Source organism: Cellulophaga algicola DSM 14237 (assembly GCF_000186265.1).
In the GTDB taxonomy this organism is placed as follows: domain Bacteria; phylum Bacteroidota; class Bacteroidia; order Flavobacteriales; family Flavobacteriaceae; genus Cellulophaga; species Cellulophaga algicola.
The window spans coordinates 1-17,204 of record NC_014934.1 but is presented as its reverse complement, the minus strand read 5'-3'; the positions used below and the strand labels follow the sequence as shown (position 1 = coordinate 17,204).

Genomic DNA, 17,204 nt, shown 5'->3' with positions numbered 1-17,204 from the left:
TTACGTTTGACCCGAAAAAACAAGTAGCAAGGATTGTAAATGGCAGATATAAGTTGATCAGGTAAAATTTGCTTATTTCTTTTTTTGTTTTTTACCAAATAGGCTGTCCATTATTGTTTTTATACCTAAGAAAGCCATAAATAGTGCTGCTAGAGCTAATATAAAACCTAAAATTAATACAGGGATATATAAAGAGTGTTCTTGGTTTTTAAAGGCTTGATAGATTACAATAGGAGCAGAAAACATTAATGCTACGGTATACCCTAAATATTTTATTCCTTTTACTAAAATGTCTTTATCTGTATGCATATCTGGTATAGCTTATTCAATAGTAATTGTTTGCGTGAAAGTTTCAGAAATTGAAAAATAACCTAAAGCATAATTTTCAAAGGAAGTCGTGTTTATTATATTCCCACGAACGGTACCTGCTGGAGTTTGGAAAGGTCCTTGGCTGCCACCACTTTGTGAAATTATTTGATTCATATAATTATAAAAGGTTTCATCTACTCCTAAAATGCTTACATGTGCTGTCCGTCCTGCTTCTAAATCCGAATCATAAAAATAAGAGAATTCAAATTGTTCGCCTTCATAAAAAGTATCTTCGGATACTAAAAATTCATTAAAATCAAAATCAAAAAGGTAAAAGTTTTCAGTATTCAAATCATCTGTATATGCGATAATAATTTCTGTTTCGTCATCATCAAACAATGTTTGTTCCCCTTGAACTAATTTGTCTATCGGCGTAGAAGAAGTAAACGTAGAAATGCCTTCATAGGTTTCGTTATTGTAGACGATGCTTAGCGTTATTGGTCCTTCTTTTAGAATAGCTGTAGATAATGTAGTGGTGTAGGTGCCTGTTTGAGCTTCAGAAAGCGAAATTTCTGTAGTGTTATTGTTGGTTTTTAGCAATACGCTAGTAACTGTTAATGGGGCTAGATTATCAAAAAAAGAATTAGATAAACTTGTTTTTATTACAAGGTCTGTATTTGTATCTGTATCAGATACGCGTATAAGGCCATCAATAACTAATCTAGATTGTTCCGTCGGTACCTCCACTTCAATTACATCTTCGCAACCTATAGCTACCAAAGAGACTACTAGTATTAAATATATATATTTCATTACTTAAAATTTAAAGTTATAAGTCACTGCAGGTACAATTCCGAATATTGAAGTTCTTACCGCTTCATTGACACCAGTTTCATTATTATTACTAAAATTAATGGAAGCAGCATTTTTACGATTGTACAAGTTATAAATACTGAAAACCCATTCTCCTTGAATTTTTCGATCTTTATTTTTTGTTGGAGTTAATGTCGCAGAAATGTCGAGTCTATTATAATTAGGTAATCTCTCTGAGTTTCTCAAACCATAATACGGAACAGTTAACCCTTGAAATTCAAACTGTCCTATAGGATAGTTAGTGGGTTGTCCTGTTTGAAATACAAAGTTAGCATTTATATCCCATTTCTCATTCAGGTCATAACTTCCGAATACAGAAACGTCATGGGTTTTATCATACGGAGTATTATACCATGCTCCATTGTTAATACCTGTTTCTAAAGGGCTAATGCCGTTTGTAGCAGTAGCGAATCTACCGGGAGTACGTTGTTCTGATTTTGATAAGGTATACGATAGCCATCCTTGGAATTTACCAACATTTTTACGAAATAAAACTTCTAATCCATATGCTCTAGCTTCACCATTTAATATAACTTGTTCAATGGCATTGTTTGCAATTAAATTAGCGCCATCTATATAATCAATCCTATTTTTTATTTTTTTATAATATACTTCTGTTTCAAGGGAATAGTCTCCATTTTTTAAATTCCTAAAATAACCAAAAGCATATTGATCTAGTAGTTGGGGTTTAATAAAGGACCCGCTAGGTGTCCATACATCTAATGGAGTAGGGGAGTTGGTATTTGATAATAAATGTAAGTATTGTGCTAATCTTGTATAACTAGATTTAATAGAATTATCATTATTTAATTGATAAGACATTGATATTCGTGGTTCTAGATTCGTATATGTTTTTAAGGATGTTTTCCTTCCTCGTGTATTTGTACCTATAGGATCTGCTTTTTCGTAAATTTGAAGATCTGGATTAAAGTTTATAGGGTTGTCATTAGCATAGACGTTTATTTCTTCTTGTCCTAACCTGTTAAAATTACTAAGTCTTAATCCATACGCTAAGCTTAATTTATCGTTTAGATCATGCTCTATATCGATATAGGCAGCGAATTCATTAGCATATTTCTGAATTAATTGTTCTTCTATAATACCAGAATCTTCACTGCTAGGGACAATCTTTCCAGGATTAAATTGATAATAAATATTATTTATACCATAATTAATTTGGAGATTATTATTGAGATAATGTTTTAGATCGTATTTTAAATTAAAATTCTGGATACCTGAATTCCATTCAAAACCTACAAAATCTAATTTTAGGCCATAATAGTAATCGGAGTAGATCAAGGATAGGTTTGAAAATAACTTATCAGAAAAAAGATGATTCCACCTTAAATTACCTACGGTATTCCCATAAGTATTTACAAAACTATCACTGATACTAAACACATCTCTTCCAAAATATCCAGATATGAAAATATTGTTATTATCATTTAGTTTGAAATTTAATTTAGTATTTAAATCATAGAAATAGGCTTTATTATCTATATCAAAGAGGGGTAAAAATAAATGTGCATAGGAAGATCTACCTCCAATAAGAAAGGCAGCTTTATCTTTTATTATAGGCCCTTCTAAGAGTAAGCGACTCGCCACAATACCAATACCACCATTCGCTTTAAATTCTTTACTATTGCCTTCTTTTTGAAATATTTCTAATACCGAGGATACGCGTCCTCCGTATCGTGATGGAATTCCTCCTTTGAAAAGTTTAATATCCTTTATGGCATCTGGATTAAATACAGAGAAAAACCCGAAAAGATGCGATGAGTTAAAAATTGTTGCTTCATCTAGAAGAATAAGATTTTGATCTGCAGAACCCCCTCTTACGTTAAAGCCAGAAGAACCTTCCCCTGCATTACTAACGCCAGGAAGTAATACGATAGCTTTAAGTACATCCGATTCACCAAGTACAACTGGGATTTTCTTTATGGTTTTAACGGCTAAATTACTTACGCTCATTTGGGGCGTTCTAAGATCTGTTTTTTCAACGTTCTCTATTAAAACAACTTCTTGTAATTGTTCTGCAGCTTCTTCTAATTGTAAATTGAGCTTTGTATTTTGATTTAAAATAATAGTTTTATTCAGGGTTTGGTATCCTAGGTAACTAATTTCTAGGATGTATTCACCGGCAGGGAGTGATAGGGAGTAGAATCCGTATTCGTTAGTAGTAACGCCTGTTGCTAGTTGAGGAACAGCAATAGTAACACCAATTAAGGTCTCATTACTCTTCGTTTCGCTTATGCTCCCGCTAACTGTAAATTTTTCCTGTGATAATCCAGAATAATATATGATTCCCAGTAGTAAGAAAAGTAAAAGTTTAATACGATTCATTGATTGCAATTTTTAGTAAAAATAATAGAATTGTATCTTTTATCAATAGGAATGTATGTTAATAAAAAAAAGCCATCTTTAGTGATAAAGATGGCTTTTGAATGGTGTATAAACTTAAATTATAAACTAGCAATAATCGTGTTGAATGTTTCACTAGGGCGCATTGCTTTAGCAATTAAAGCATCGTCTCCTTTATAATATCCTTTTATATCTATTTTGTGACCTTGAGCATCGCTTAGTTCCTTAATAATTTTTGCTTCATTACTCTTTAAAGCATTCGCAATTTTGGAAAACTCAGCTTTTAATTCAGCATTTTTATCTTGCTTAGCTAGCGCTTCTGCCCAATACAAAGCTAAATAGAAATGGCTGCCTCTATTATCTAATTCACCCACCTTTCTAGAAGGGGATTTATTGTTGTCTAAGAATTTTTCTGTAGCAGCATCTAATGCATCAGCTAATATTAGCGCTTTGTCATTTTTATACTTTTCACTATAATGTTCTAAAGAAACTCCAAGTGCTAAAAATTCTCCTAAAGAATCCCATCTTAAATGGCCTTCGTCTAAAAATTGTTCTACATGTTTTGGGGCAGAACCACCAGCGCCGGTCTCAAATAAGCCTCCACCATTCATTAATGGAACTATAGAAAGCATTTTGGCACTAGTACCTACTTCTAAAATCGGAAATAAATCTGTTAAGTAATCACGCAATACGTTACCAGAAACAGATATGGTATCTTCTCCTTTTATAATTCTTTCCAAAGTTGCTTGTGTAGCATCTTCAGGAGAAAGAATTTTAAGGTCTAAACCTGTTGTATCGTGATTAGGTAAATAGGTATTTACTTTCTTTATTAATTCAACATCGTGAGCGCGTTTATCGTCTAACCAGAAAATAGCAGGTAATTGTGATGCTCTTGCTCTTGTAACAGCAAGTTTTATCCAATCTTGAATAGGGGCATCTTTAACTTGGCACATTCTCCAAATATCACCTTCTTCAACATCGTGAGAAAGTAGTATAGTATTAGAATTTAAATCTAGGATATTTACTTTTCCTTTTTTACTTATTTCAAATGTTTTGTCATGAGATCCGTATTCTTCAGCTTTCTGAGCCATTAGACCAACATTAGGAACTGTACCCATAGTTGTAGGATCAAAAGCGCCATGTTTTTTACAGAAATCTATTGTTACTTGGTAAATACCAGCATAACTACTATCTGGAATAATTGCTTTGGTATCTTGGGCTTTCCCATTTTTATCCCACATTTTACCAGAATTTCTGATCATAGCAGGCATGGAAGCATCAACAATAACATCACTAGGTACGTGAAGGTTGGTAATTCCTTTGTCAGAATTTACCATGGCTAAATCTGGTCCGTTTGCTATTGTGCTTTCTATAGCAGAAAGAATTTCTTTATGCTTTTCTTCAGGAAGGCTATTTAATTTATTTAAAAGGCTTTCTAGTCCATTATTAGCACTTACTCCTAATTCTTTAAAAGTATCAGTATATTTAGAGAATACATCTGCGAAATAAGTTTCTACAACGTGTCCAAAGATTATAGGGTCAGACACCTTCATCATGGTCGCTTTTAAATGTACCGATAAAAGGACTCCTTTTTCTTTAGCGTCTTTAATTTCCTTTATTAAGAAGTTAATTAATGCAGTTTTACTTAATACAGTTGCATCAATAATTTCACCTTCAAGTAAGCCTAAATTTTCTTTTAATATAGTTTTAGTACCATCTACTGCTACAAATTCTATGTTTATTTTAGTAGCTGAAGGAATGGTTAATGATTTTTCATTGGTTTTAAAATCATTTTCTCCCATAGTAGCTACATGAGTTTTAGAATCTGAACTCCAAGGCCCCATAGAATGTGGGTTCTTTTTAGCGTAATTTTTCACAGCTCTTGGTGCTCTACGGTCAGAGTTTCCTTCTCTTAATACTGGGTTTACCGCACTACCTTTAATCTTATCGTAACGAGATTTTATTTGTTTCTCTTCATCAGATTTAGGTTCGTCAGGATAATTAGGTAATTCATATCCTTTTTCTTGTAATTCTGTTATGGCTTCTTTTAGTTGTGGAACCGAAGCGCTAATATTAGGAAGCTTAATAATATTTGCGTCTGGATTTTTTGCTAGTTCTCCTAATTCTGTTAAATCATCGGCAATACGTTGGTCTTCCTTAAGAAAATCAGGGAAGGTAGCAATGATTCTTCCCGCTAAAGAAATATCTTTTGTTTCAATATTTATTCCTGATGTTTTTGTAAATGCTTTAACTATAGGTAAAAAGGACTGAGTTGCCAAAGCTGGAGCTTCGTCTGTCTTAGTATAAATTATTTTTGGCATTATTGCAGTTTATTTGAATTAAGCGGTGCGAATATACAATATTTTGCTGTTTTACCTTGGATAGAATTAAGGATAATATGATGTTAAATGTACTAAAATGTTATTTTTTTTTGTTATCAAAACGATAAAAGCCATATCAGTGCTTTTAGCATATGATATGGCTTTTTTAGTATAGTTTACAAACCTTGTTGTCTTGTCTATTTACAAAACGGCAACCATTGATTGCATTTGCTTCACTATTTATACTATGAAAATAGTATTTTTATTTCAGTTTTCCAAATTTGAAAACTTTTTTGTGTCATTTAGGCATAAAAAAACCCGCTAAATGCGGGTTTCTATATTGTTTAGGTCTTAAATTAAGAACGTATTTCTTTAATTCTTGCTTTCTTACCAGTAAGTCCTCTGAAGTAAAAGATACGAGATCTTCTAACTTTACCTCTTTTATTAACTTCTACTTTTTGTAATGCTGGCATATTGATAGGGAAGATACGCTCAACACCTACTGTTCCAGAAATTTTTCTAATAGTAAAAGTTTCTGATGATCCAGAACCTCTTCTTTGTATTACGACACCTCTAAAAAACTGAGTACGTGTCTTTTCACCTTCCTTAATTTCATAATAAACGGTAATTGTATCACCTGCTGAGAAATTAGGGAATTCTTTTTTAGTAACAAATTCGTCTTGAACAAATTTTAATAATGCTTCCATCGTATTGATTTACTGTTTGTTATAAAGCAACATTCACGATTATCGTCAGAGGTTGGTTTATTGGATTGCAAAAGTAGTAAAATATTAATAATTGGCAATATTTCAATCTTATTTATTTGAAAAAATTTAAATTGATTTTCGAAAACTTTAGATTGACGTAATAGGTGACCAAATAACCTGTTTTATTTTATTAAATCAGGTCTAAGTTTTTCCGTACGCTCATAGGCTTTATCTTCTCGCCACTTTTCTATTTTAGGGAAGTTTCCGCTTAATAGAATTTCGGGGACTTTCATTCCTTTATATTCTGCAGGTCTAGTATATACAGGCGGAGCTAATAAGTCATCTTGAAAGGTGTCTGTTAAGGCTGAAGTTTCATTATTTAGCACTCCGGGTATTAAACGTATAATGGTATCGCAAAAAACAGCAGCTCCTAATTCTCCTCCAGATAAAACATAGTCTCCAATAGAGATTTCTTTTGTAATGTAGGCATCGCGTACTCTTTGGTCTACTCCTTTGTAATGACCGCAAAGAATGATAATATTTTCTAAGAGCGACATGCTGTTCGCTATTTTCTGATTTAGCGTCTTACCGTCAGGAGTCATGTAAATAACTTCATCGTAGTCTCTTTGTTCTTTTAATGCTGCAATACACTTATCTATAGGTTCAATCATCATGACCATACCCGCACCACCTCCAAATTGATAATCATCAATTTGATTGTAACTTAGATCCGTATAATCTCTAAGGTTATGCATATGTACTTCTACAATACCTTTTTCAATAGCTCTTTTTAATATACTAGCTTCAAAAGGACTTTTGAGTAATTCCGGTAGGACTGTTATAATATCAATACGCATGTTGCTCTAATTTAATAGATAAGAGTAATATTAAGTGTCAGAATTTAAGAAATTGAATAAAAATAAAAAGGCTATTTATTTAGCCTTTTTATTTTTATTTATCTCATCTTGATATTGTCTGCTAATTTTTTGTTCTCTTTCTAGCGCTCTACGTCTATGTTCTTCATATTCAACTTCAAGTTCAGATAAGTTAGTTTTAGCTTCTTGTGTTAAAATATTGCTATTTCTGAATTTGTAGATAAAAAACAATAGAAATAATAGAAGAGCAGCAATTAGTGTCCATAAGATAACATTGTAAGTCGACTTAGCTATTAAAATACCAAGAATAGACATGCTATCTTTTTCTTCTGTAACCGAAGAAAGATTGTTTGTTGTTTCGGTAAGCTTTCCGTTTAAAGAATTAATATCTTTTTCGTTATCTACTATAACTTTATTAAGCTCTGTAGTTCTCTTATTGATTAAGTTAAGAGTATCAATAACATTCTGCTTAAGCTTTTCTAAACTTGTAATCTTTACGACTTCATAATACACACCATCTGCTCTGTAATTCCCGGATTTTTTAGCCAAGTAATCAAACTGGCCATGTATTGAGCCAGTTTCTAACGAAGCGTCTTCTTCAGTGTCATCTTGTGACTCTTGTGCGAATTGGAAATTAACCGATAACAATGCTAAAGTTACAAGTAATAATCTAATGTTTTTCATCTAGTAAGTGTTCTTAATAATTATTTAATGATTTAGAGAAGCGCTAAATTACTTTAATAAAGTTAGAAAGGAAAAAAAATTAGTAATAAGTAAAGCGTCTAACTTTAGAAATATACTTTGCAAGCCTAATTACTTGGTGTGAATACCCATATTCATTGTCATACCAAATATAAAGAACAATGTTTTTTCCATCCTCAGAAACAATTGTTGCTTTACTATCATAGATTGACGGGGCAGAGGTGCCTACAATGTCAGATGAAACTAATTCATTGTTAAAAGAATATTTAATTTGTTCTACTAAATCGCCTTGAAGGGCATATTTTTTCATAAGAGTATTTATGGCCTCTTTTGACGTAGTAGTCGTTACTTCTAAATTTAAAATAGCCAAAGAGCCATTTGGTACAGGAACACGGATGGCATTTGAAGTTAATTTGCCTATTAAACTAGGTAATGCTTTAGTGACAGCTTTGCCTGCTCCAGTTTCAGTAATAACCATATTTAGGGTTGCAGCTCTACCACGACGGTATTTGTTGTGCATGTTATCTACTAAATTTTGATCGTTAGTGAACGCGTGAATTGTTTCAATATGACCTTTTACAACGCCTAAAGAATCTTCAATAACTTTTAGAATTGGCGTAATAGCATTTGTTGTGCAAGATGCGGCAGAACATATTTTATTTGTTTTTGGATCAAAGTCTTTATGGTTAACGCCATGTACGATATTCGGAATTCCTTGTCCTGGTGCTGTTAATAATACTTTTGCAGCTCCTTTTGCTTTTAGGTGTCTTGATAATGCTGCTTTGTCTCTAAATGCTCCTGTATTATCTATGATTAGCGCATTTATAATACCATAAGCAGTGTAATCAATGTCTTCTGGCTTATCTGCGTTAATTATATGTACGGTAGTACCATTTATAATCAATGCATTATTTTCTGTATCAATAGCTACAGTACCATTAAATTCGCCATGAATAGAATCTATACGAAGTAAACTAGCTCTTTTTTCTAAAACGTCTTTATTAATTGCCCCTCTTATGACAATAGCTCTTAAACGCATTTGATTGCCTTTTCCTGTTTTTGCCATTAACTCTCTAGCGACAAGACGTCCAATTCTACCAAAACCGTATAGAACTACATCTTTGGGTTTTATTATTTCTGCAATTTCTGCATCTTTTAATCTGTTGAAAACAAATGCTTTTACGTGTTCTTCATTTTCATTATCAGCATGATATTCATAGGTGAGTTTACCAATATCTAATTTAGAAGGAGGCAATTTCATATCATTAATAGCCCTTAATATTTCAACAGAATCAAATATAGAGATTGGTTTTTGAACAAATTCACAAGCATATTGATGAAGGTTAATAATGTCACTTACATTTTTATCAATTACTTGATTTTTAAATAAAACTACTTCAATAGATTTATCATACCATAAGTCGCTTACAATTTTTATAAACTCTGTTGTGGCTTTTCGTCTATCTGCTTGAAAAGCAAGTTCTTTTTCGTAAGATTTAATTTTATCCATTAAACTGTTTTTAAGTTGAGTTGTTAAATTTTTTTGCAAAAATAGAGATTTCAAACGTTTTCGTAACAATTTGTTGGAATAAAAAATGCTCCACTAGGGAGCATTTTTTTAGTATGTATTTAATCTTATTGAAGAATAATGCGTTCTTTTTCTCCTTTTTTATTCAACATTGTAATGCTTGTACTGTGATATTTAGTGATTTTTCCAAACAATACTTTGGCATCATTTATATCATTTATTTCGTTATCACCTACTGCAAGTAAAACTTTACCATCTAAACCATAGCCTTCGTAACGTTCAGATACCCCTACTATTTTTACTCCTTTTTTAGTTCTAAAGTCCTTGCGGTCTTTGTCATTTAAGTTTTTAACCTCTAAATCCATTATGGGTAAAATTATAGTTTGGCGTTCTTTTAGTACGACTGGAATAGTTAATAATTCTCCTTCTCGCTCTATAGTTACTTGAACTTCATCACCAGGTCTTTTTGTTGCAAGATATCCATTAAGTTGTGGGAAATTTTTAATTTTCACCTCGTCTATTTTTTTAATAATATCTCCTCGTTCTAAGTTTGCGTCTGCGGCACCAGAATCTTCTTCTACACCATCGATAAAGATTCCTGTTAATTCATTTAGGCCTTTTTCTATGGCATAAGGGGTGTTCAATGAGGGGGTTTTAATCCCTAAAATACCTTTTTGAACGTTTCCATATTCTAGGATGTCATCAATAACTTTTTTAGCAATATTACTTGGCACAGCAAAGGAATACCCTACATAGGACCCTGTTTGGGAGCTAATTGCGGTGTTAATTCCAATTAAATCTCCATTGGTATTCACTAAGGCGCCTCCGCTATTTCCAGGGTTAACAGCAGCATCTGTTTGAATAAAAGATTGATTACTACCTCCTAATGATCTTGCTTTTGCACTTACGATTCCTGCAGTTACAGTAGATGTTAAATTAAATGGGTTCCCAACTGCTAATACCCATTCTCCAATTTTTGCATTATCAGAGTCACCAAACGCTAAATAAGGCAACATGTGATTTGTGTCTACTTTAATTAAGGCTATATCTGAATTAGGATCGGTTCCTATTAACTCTGCTTGGTAGGTTGTATTGTCATTTAAGGTAATTTGTAGTTGTGATGCACCATCAATAACATGGTTGTTGGTAACAATATAACCATCTGGCGAAATAATAACTCCAGAACCTGCTCCTTTAACTTGCGGTCTTGAGTCTGTTTCATATCCATATAAAAATTCCATAATGTTTTTCGGACCGTTGTTAATCGCTACATTTTTTACGTGTACTACAGCGTTAACTGTTCTTTCGGCTGCAGAAGTGAAATCTACTTCATTAATGCCAGCACCTTTCGCACTTGTGGGTGTGTAGCTTGCGGTCGTGTATGGTGTTGTTTCTGAATCGCCAAAAATATAAGTATTTTGTTCAAAAAATAGTTTGTAAGCTCCTAATGTAATTACTCCCGCAAACACGGAAACCAGTAATAAATTCGCAATATTCTTCATAATCAATTTACATTTTAACTTTAATACCACAAAATTAACAGTTTTGTCTACATCATTTTTCTGTTTAACGTTGTTTTAACTGCTAAAATTCCCTTAATAAAATGTTACCTTTGTCTATTAAATGCAAAAGATGAAGCTTACATTTTATAAATTTCAAGGTACGGGAAATGATTTTGTTATGGTTGATAACCGACAAAATTTATTTGATAAAAAAGATACCAAATTAATTGCATTCTTATGTGATAGAAGATTTGGTGTAGGTGCAGACGGTTTAATCTTATTAGAAAACGAGGACGGTTTAGATTTTAAGATGGTGTATTTCAATTCTGATGGGAATGAAAGTACCATGTGTGGAAATGGAGGAAGGTGTTTGGTGTCTTTTGCTAATTACTTAGGTATTATTGAAAATTCAGCGTCCTTTAACGCTATTGATGGTTTGCATAAAGCCTCAATTAAAGAGGGATTGGTGAGTTTGCAAATGAAAAATGTTTCGGAGATTAAAGAGAAACCTAATGCCGTTTTTTTAGATACAGGTTCTCCACATCATGTTCAGCTAGTGGCTAATTTAAAAGATTTTAATGTCAAAAAAGAAGGCGCCAGATTACGTTATGGGGTTTATGGTGAAAAAGGAAGTAATATTAATTTCGTTGAACAAATAGATGCCGTAAATTTTTCAGTGAGAACTTACGAAAGAGGAGTAGAGGACGAAACTTTATCTTGTGGTACAGGTGTTACTGCTGCAGCAATTGCTATGCATAAAACAGCGAAAACAGCTGGTAATGAAATTTATATTAAAGCTTTGGGAGGAGATTTGACCATAAGGTTTGATGTGGAAGATGGCGTATATTCTAATGTTTTTCTAACAGGCCCCGCAAAATTTGTATTCAAAGGAGAAATAGATGTATAGTCTAAAAGGACAAAAAGTATATTTAAGAGCGCTAGAGCCTTCAGATTTAGATTTTTTATATCAAATAGAAAACGCTACAGCTGTTTGGGAAATTAGTGGTACCACTACGCCATATTCTAAGCAAGTTTTAGAAATGTATCTTGAAAATGTACATCGGGATATTTATGAAGTAAAGCAATTGCGGTTGTGCATTTGTTTACTTGATAATACAGTTGTTGGGTTGATTGATTTGTTTGATTTTGATCCTAAGAATAGGAAGGCAGGGGTAGGAGTTATTATAGCTTCTGAAAAACATAGAAACAATGGCTTTGCAGCTGAAGCATTAGAGTTGTTATGTGGGTATTCTAGAGTAACACTAGAAATGCATCAAATTTATTGTAATATTCTGGAAGATAATCATGCAAGTATACATTTATTTGAAAGCTTAGGCTTTGAAAAAATTGGTATTAAAAAAGATTGGATATCATCCAAAGGAAAATTTAAAAACGAAATTCTTTATCAAAAAATATTTAATTAATGTATTTGAAAAAAATAGTTCTAGCAGTTTTAGTAATAGGTCTAATAATCGGTGGTCTTTTTGCATATAAGGTATATGCTGCTTTTTTTACACCCAATACAGCATTCAACAACGAAGAAGCTTTTGTGTATATTCCTTCAGACGCTAATTTTGCAAGTGTAGAGGAGTTGGTATCGCCTTTATTGAAAGATTTTGGTTCTTTTGAATCTGCAGCTCAGAAAAAAGGATATGCTTCTAGCGTAAGAGCTGGTAAGTACGCCTTAAAGAAAGGTATGAATAATCATGAGATTATTAATACTTTAAGAAGTAAGAATTTACCTGTAAAATTATCCTTTAATAATCAGGAAAATTTACAAGATTTGGCGGGTAGAGTCGCTACTCAAATAGAAGCAGACAGTTTATCTTTGTTAAATGCCTTTAACGATCTTAATTTTTTAAAGGAAAAAGGATTTAATGAGCAGACTAAATTGGCTATGTATATTCCTAATAGCTATGAATTTTTCTGGAATACTTCTGCAGAAAAATTTAGAGATAAAATGTTTACGGAATATAAAAGATTCTGGAATGATACTAGAATAGCAAAAGCAGAAGCACTGAAGTTAACGCCTATTCAGGTATCTACTTTGGCGTCTGTAGTGCATAAGGAGACGGCAAAAGTAGATGAAAGACCTAGAGTGGCAGGTGTTTATTTAAATAGATTACGTGACGGAATTCTTTTACAAGCAGATCCAACAGTTATTTATGCTTTGAAATTACACTCTGGAGATTTTGATCAAATAATTAAAAGAGTGTTGTATCGTGATTTAGAATTAGATTCACCTTATAATACGTATAAATACGCTGGTTTACCTCCTGGACCAATTGCAATGCCAGATATTACAGCGATTGATGCAGTTCTAAATCCGGAAAAACATGATTACTTTTATTTTGTAGCTAATGTTGAAAATTTTGGATATCATAAGTTTGCAAAAACACTTGCGCAACACAACCAGAATAAAGAGCAGTACGTCCGATGGATAAATAGTCAAAACATTAACAGATAGGTTAAACGTCTGATTTTAACACCACTTTATCTAATTGAGTCAATTTTTATGATTTTGACAACAATAATATCTTTTGTATAGCGGTACATTTGCCCCGCGAATTTAAGCAAGCTACTTTTTTGTTGCCGTAAGTCTTAAGAAAACAAATATATGAGAAAGTGGATCAGCATTAGTTGTCCCCTTGCCATTACCTTTATTTTAATTAGTTTCGGATTCAAAAATAAACCAGTATTGGTTCCGGACAGCCTTAAAGTAAATAAACCTACGTTAGTTTCGTTTCCCCAAAATGAAACTTTTGATGCAAAATTTTTATTAACACCCCCGTATGTAGGTAGCTCCTATATCGGTTTTAAAGAAGCTTTAGCTTTTAAAGAATCAAGAGGTAGATACGGAATTATTAATTCTTTAGGATATTTAGGTAAATATCAGTTTGGTGCAAGTACTCTTGAATTGGTTGGTATTTATAATGTAGACCGGTTTTTATCAAATCCAGAGCTTCAAGAAGAAGCATTTATGACTAATATAGCTCGTAATAAATGGATTTTGAGGAAAGATATTGAGCGATTTTCGGGAATTAAAATCGGAAATTCTAATGTAACTGAGTCTGGTATTATTGCAGCAGCTCATTTAGCAGGACCAGGTAATGTAAAGAAGTATTTACGTTCGTATGGTGCGTATGATGTTTTTGATGATTATGGAACGAATATAGGTCGTTACATGAAATTGTTCTCAGGCTATGATATTTCAAATATCAAACCAAAGAGAAATGCTAGAATATTAAAGTAAAAAAGATATATAAAAAAGCCCTTGTAGATTTTACAAGGGCTTTTTTTATGCTTGAATAATAAATATTGTTGGCCTCTTGTGTAAATCAATTTTTTCTGTGGTCCAATCCTTTGCTGTTTTTGTGGCAATTAGCTCTGTAGGGAGTGTTATGTCACAGGCTACACAAATTTTTGTAAATGGATGTACTGTTTTAATTAACTCTGCAAGAAGCTTATCATTTCTATAAGGTGTTTCAATAAATATTTGAGACTGATCTGCATCCTTCGATAGTTTCTCTAATCGTTTAATAGCACTTTTACGCTCGCTATTGTCAATTGGAAGGTATCCATTAAAAGCAAAATTTTGACCGTTAAAGCCGCTAGCCATTAAAGCTAAAAGAATTGACGATGGACCAACAAGAGGAACTACACGAATGTTTTTTTCATGAGCAATGCGTACAACATCTGCTCCTGGATCTGCAATACCTGGGCAGCCAGCTTCAGATATTACACCTACATCTTTACCTTCTAAACAGGGCTGTAAGAAAGTGGGTATCATTTCAGGCTCTGTAAATTTATTGAGAGACTCTAAAACTAAATCTCCTTGTGATTTTTTAGAGCTAATTTTTTTTATAAACCTCCGAGCCGTTTTTTCATTTTCTACAATGTAGTAATTGATGTTTTCAATAGCTTGTTTCACGGATAGGGGTAATACTTCTAAAGGTTCATTCTCACCTAATGTAGTTGGAATTAAGTATAATTTACCAAATTTTGTATTTTCCATAGGAAGCTGTTTATTTAGAATTCAATTTTTCAGCAATTCTAGTGCAAGCACTATCAATTAACTGAAAAACATGTTCGAAGCCGTTATCATCCCAATAAGGATCCGGAACTTCATCGTTGTCAAGATTTAATTCACTTAAAAGTAATTTTACTTTTAATTTCTCTTCTTGATTGGTAGCTAGAGCAATGATGTTTTGATAGTTTTTTGCATCCATCACATAGATGTACTCAAATTTAGAAAAATCTTCTTTCTTAAATTGTCTGCACTTTTGATTAGAAATAGCTATGCCGTGTTTTTTTGCAACAGCAATAGAACGAATATCTGGTGGGTTACCAATATGATAACCTCCTGTGCCAGCAGAATCTACATAGAAAGAAGCTGCGTTTAGCTTGTCTTGTAAGATGCCTTCGGCCAATGGCGACCTACAGATGTTTCCGAGGCATACCATTAGAATATTCGTTTTCATAAATGGTGATTAAGAAAATTTCTTAGTAAGATCGTCTATATATTTGCGAAATTGCTTATCAGTTTCAGCAAGATTATCTACAGTTTTACAGGCATGTAAAACCGTTGCATGATCTCTTTTTCCTATTTGTGAACCAATACTAGCTAATGATGCTTTGGTAAATTTCTTGGCAAAGAACATCGCTAATTGTCTTGCTTGTACAATATGACGCTTTCTTGTTTTAGATTGTAAGGTTGCTACATCCATTTCAAAATAATCAGAGACTACTTTTTGAATGTAATCAATAGAAACTTCCCGCTTTGTATTCTTAACAAATTTTTCAACAACTTGTTGGGCAAGATCTAAAGTAACTTCTTTCTTGTTAAAAGAAGACTGTGCGATTAATGAAATAATAGCACCTTCTAATTCGCGAATATTTGTTTTGATATGTTTTGCAACATAATCAATAATATCGTCAGGCATTTCAACGCCATCACGGTATAATTTATTTTTTAAGATAGAAATTCTAGTCTCGTAATCTGGATTTTGCAATTCAGCAGATAATCCCCATTTAAATCTAGATAACAAACGTTGTTCAATATCTTGCATGTCTACAGGAGCCTTATCAGATGTTAAGATGACCTGTTTTCCGTTTTGATGTAAATGATTGAATATATGGAAGAAAACATCTTGTGTTCCTGATTTTCCAGATAAGAATTGTACATCATCAATGATTAATACATCTATCAATTGATAAAAGTGTATGAAATCGTTTCTAGTATTTTTCTTTACAGACTCAATATACTGTTGTGTAAATTTTTCAGCAGAAATATATAGAACAGTACGTTCAGGGTATTTGTCTTTAATTTCAACACCTATCGCATGGGCTAAATGTGTTTTTCCTAAACCAACACCACCAAAGATTAATAGCGGATTAAAAGAAGTTCCTCCTGGCTTATTTGCCACAGCCATACCCGCAGAACGGGCTAGACGATTTGAGTCTCCTTCTAGAAAGTTTTCAAAATTATAATTTGGGTTAAGTTGTGATTCTATCTTGATATTTCTAATCCCAGGAATTATAAAAGGATTTTTTAATTGTGGGTTTTTAGATTTGATAGCAACGTCTAATTCTTGTGCAGGAACGGTACTTCTATTTGAGCTTGGAATTTTCTCGGTAAAAGGTTCTCTGTTGCCGTAGGTGTTTTCCATTTTTATAATGTAAACTAATTTTGCGCTTTCACCAAGTTCTTTGGTTAGAGATACTTTTAAAAGTTTAACATAATGCTCCTCGAGCCATTCGTAGAAAAATTTACTTGGTACTTGAATGCTTAGTGCCTTATCTGTTAATTTGACAGGCTTTATGGGCTCAAACCATGTTTTGAATGCCTGCGGTTGAATGTTGTCCTTGATAAAGTCCAAACAATTGTTCCATACGGAAATAGCAGTAACACTCATTTTTTAAATTATTCTTAAATATTGGTTAGTAATAAAATAGATTTTCTAAATTGATAATTAGCGAAAATACCCTTCGCTTTATCAGACGACAAATATGTGAACAAAAAAACT

At 32.7% G+C, this 17,204-nt stretch carries 16 protein-coding genes; 4 read left to right on the top strand and 12 right to left on the bottom strand.

Annotated elements, in window-relative coordinates; translation table 11 throughout:
* Positions 1-72 precede the first annotated feature (72 nt).
* The 9 genes from CELAL_RS00080 to CELAL_RS00040 all read right to left on the bottom strand — a co-directional run bounded on the left by CELAL_RS00080 (position 73) and on the right by CELAL_RS00040 (position 11,178).
* Positions 73-309 (bottom strand): DUF6095 family protein, encoded by a 237-nt coding sequence (locus CELAL_RS00080; RefSeq protein ID WP_013548877.1) that lies wholly within the window; start codon positions 307-309, stop codon positions 73-75.
* Between the two features lie 12 nt (positions 310-321).
* On the bottom strand, positions 322-1,122 hold the full coding sequence (locus CELAL_RS00075) for a DUF4249 family protein (protein ID WP_013548876.1): 801 nt from the start codon (positions 1,120-1,122) through the stop codon (positions 322-324).
* A 3-nt stretch (positions 1,123-1,125) separates the two neighbouring features.
* The gene (locus CELAL_RS00070) at positions 1,126-3,525 is read right to left on the bottom strand and encodes a TonB-dependent receptor (protein ID WP_013548875.1); all 2,400 of its coding nucleotides are present in this window, start codon (positions 3,523-3,525) and stop codon (positions 1,126-1,128) included.
* 119 nt (positions 3,526-3,644) lie between these two features.
* Positions 3,645-5,864, bottom strand: coding sequence for an NADP-dependent isocitrate dehydrogenase (locus CELAL_RS00065; RefSeq protein ID WP_013548874.1), 2,220 nt, complete (start codon positions 5,862-5,864; stop codon positions 3,645-3,647).
* Between the two features lie 356 nt (positions 5,865-6,220).
* Complete coding sequence (gene rplS, locus CELAL_RS00060; RefSeq protein WP_013548873.1) at positions 6,221-6,571, bottom strand: 50S ribosomal protein L19; 351 nt, start codon at positions 6,569-6,571, stop codon at positions 6,221-6,223.
* 182 nt (positions 6,572-6,753) lie between these two features.
* Entirely contained in the window at positions 6,754-7,428 is a 675-nt protein-coding gene (gene trmD, locus CELAL_RS00055; protein WP_013548872.1) for a tRNA (guanosine(37)-N1)-methyltransferase TrmD, read from the bottom strand.
* 75 nt (positions 7,429-7,503) lie between these two features.
* Positions 7,504-8,130, bottom strand: a complete 627-nt coding sequence (locus CELAL_RS00050) for a hypothetical protein (RefSeq protein ID WP_013548871.1) — start codon at positions 8,128-8,130, stop codon at positions 7,504-7,506.
* A gap of 79 nt (positions 8,131-8,209) precedes the next feature.
* Positions 8,210-9,658: a glyceraldehyde-3-phosphate dehydrogenase gene (locus CELAL_RS00045; protein ID WP_013548870.1), complete on the bottom strand. Its 1,449-nt coding sequence runs from the start codon at positions 9,656-9,658 to the stop codon at positions 8,210-8,212.
* A gap of 125 nt (positions 9,659-9,783) precedes the next feature.
* Positions 9,784-11,178, bottom strand: coding sequence for a S1C family serine protease (locus CELAL_RS00040; protein WP_013548869.1), 1,395 nt, complete (start codon positions 11,176-11,178; stop codon positions 9,784-9,786).
* A 130-nt stretch (positions 11,179-11,308) separates the two neighbouring features.
* Here CELAL_RS00040 and dapF point away from each other — a divergent pair, with 130 nt between their 5' ends.
* The 4 genes from dapF (at position 11,309) to CELAL_RS00020 (ending at position 14,431) form a co-directional block, all read left to right on the top strand.
* The gene (gene dapF, locus CELAL_RS00035) at positions 11,309-12,085 is read left to right on the top strand and encodes a diaminopimelate epimerase (protein ID WP_013548868.1); all 777 of its coding nucleotides are present in this window, start codon (positions 11,309-11,311) and stop codon (positions 12,083-12,085) included.
* On the top strand, positions 12,078-12,602 hold the full coding sequence (locus tag CELAL_RS00030; protein ID WP_013548867.1) for a GNAT family N-acetyltransferase: 525 nt from the start codon (positions 12,078-12,080) through the stop codon (positions 12,600-12,602). Before dapF ends, CELAL_RS00030 begins: the two co-directional genes overlap by 8 nt.
* The gene (gene mltG, locus CELAL_RS00025; RefSeq protein ID WP_013548866.1) at positions 12,602-13,645 is read left to right on the top strand and encodes an endolytic transglycosylase MltG; all 1,044 of its coding nucleotides are present in this window, start codon (positions 12,602-12,604) and stop codon (positions 13,643-13,645) included. The genes CELAL_RS00030 and mltG overlap by 1 nt, the downstream gene beginning before the upstream one ends.
* 150 nt (positions 13,646-13,795) lie before the next feature.
* Positions 13,796-14,431 carry a lysozyme family protein gene (locus CELAL_RS00020; protein ID WP_013548865.1) on the top strand — a complete coding sequence of 212 codons (636 nt, stop codon included), beginning with the start codon at positions 13,796-13,798 and terminating at the stop codon, positions 14,429-14,431.
* Positions 14,432-14,476: 45 nt separating this feature from the next.
* On the opposite strand, the gene CELAL_RS00015 is transcribed toward CELAL_RS00020, so the two are convergent.
* From CELAL_RS00015 to dnaA, 3 genes are read right to left on the bottom strand one after another with little or no spacing between them, the layout of a single operon-like run.
* Positions 14,477-15,193: an SAM-dependent methyltransferase gene (locus CELAL_RS00015; protein WP_013548864.1), complete on the bottom strand. Its 717-nt coding sequence runs from the start codon at positions 15,191-15,193 to the stop codon at positions 14,477-14,479.
* 10 nt (positions 15,194-15,203) lie between these two features.
* Entirely contained in the window at positions 15,204-15,659 is a 456-nt protein-coding gene (locus tag CELAL_RS00010) for a low molecular weight protein-tyrosine-phosphatase (protein WP_013548863.1), read from the bottom strand.
* 9 nt (positions 15,660-15,668) lie between these two features.
* Positions 15,669-17,093, bottom strand: a complete 1,425-nt coding sequence (dnaA, locus tag CELAL_RS00005; protein ID WP_013548862.1) for a chromosomal replication initiator protein DnaA — start codon at positions 17,091-17,093, stop codon at positions 15,669-15,671.
* Positions 17,094-17,204 lie beyond the last annotated feature (111 nt).